Source organism: Neisseria sp. P0001.S005 (assembly GCF_051963715.1).
Genome location: NZ_JBQCTZ010001156.1, coordinates 1 through 212 on the forward strand (window position 1 = coordinate 1; position 212 = coordinate 212).

1 pseudogene is annotated in these 212 nt (G+C 43.4%); it reads right to left on the reverse strand.

The window, feature by feature from the left end:
* Positions 1–212 (reverse strand): annotated as a pseudogene (locus tag ACTHSP_RS24390) (hypothetical protein); the annotation flags it as partial.

Here is a 212-nt window from a genome sequence, read left to right on the forward strand (position 1 = left end):
TTTAAGGTCTCTCGCAACTCATCTCTAAAATTTGCCACCACATCGGCATTGTCAGCCAATGCTTTGGCTGTGAACGTACCATCTTTGTCATTTTTAAAGCCTTGAATTAAAGCTTGAAGTTTATCGGCTGGCCTGTCATTACCCTCAGAAGATTTGGAATGTTCTTGCTGACGAGTTGGAGCTGTGATTCTTTCGATGTTTTCGTCCCGACG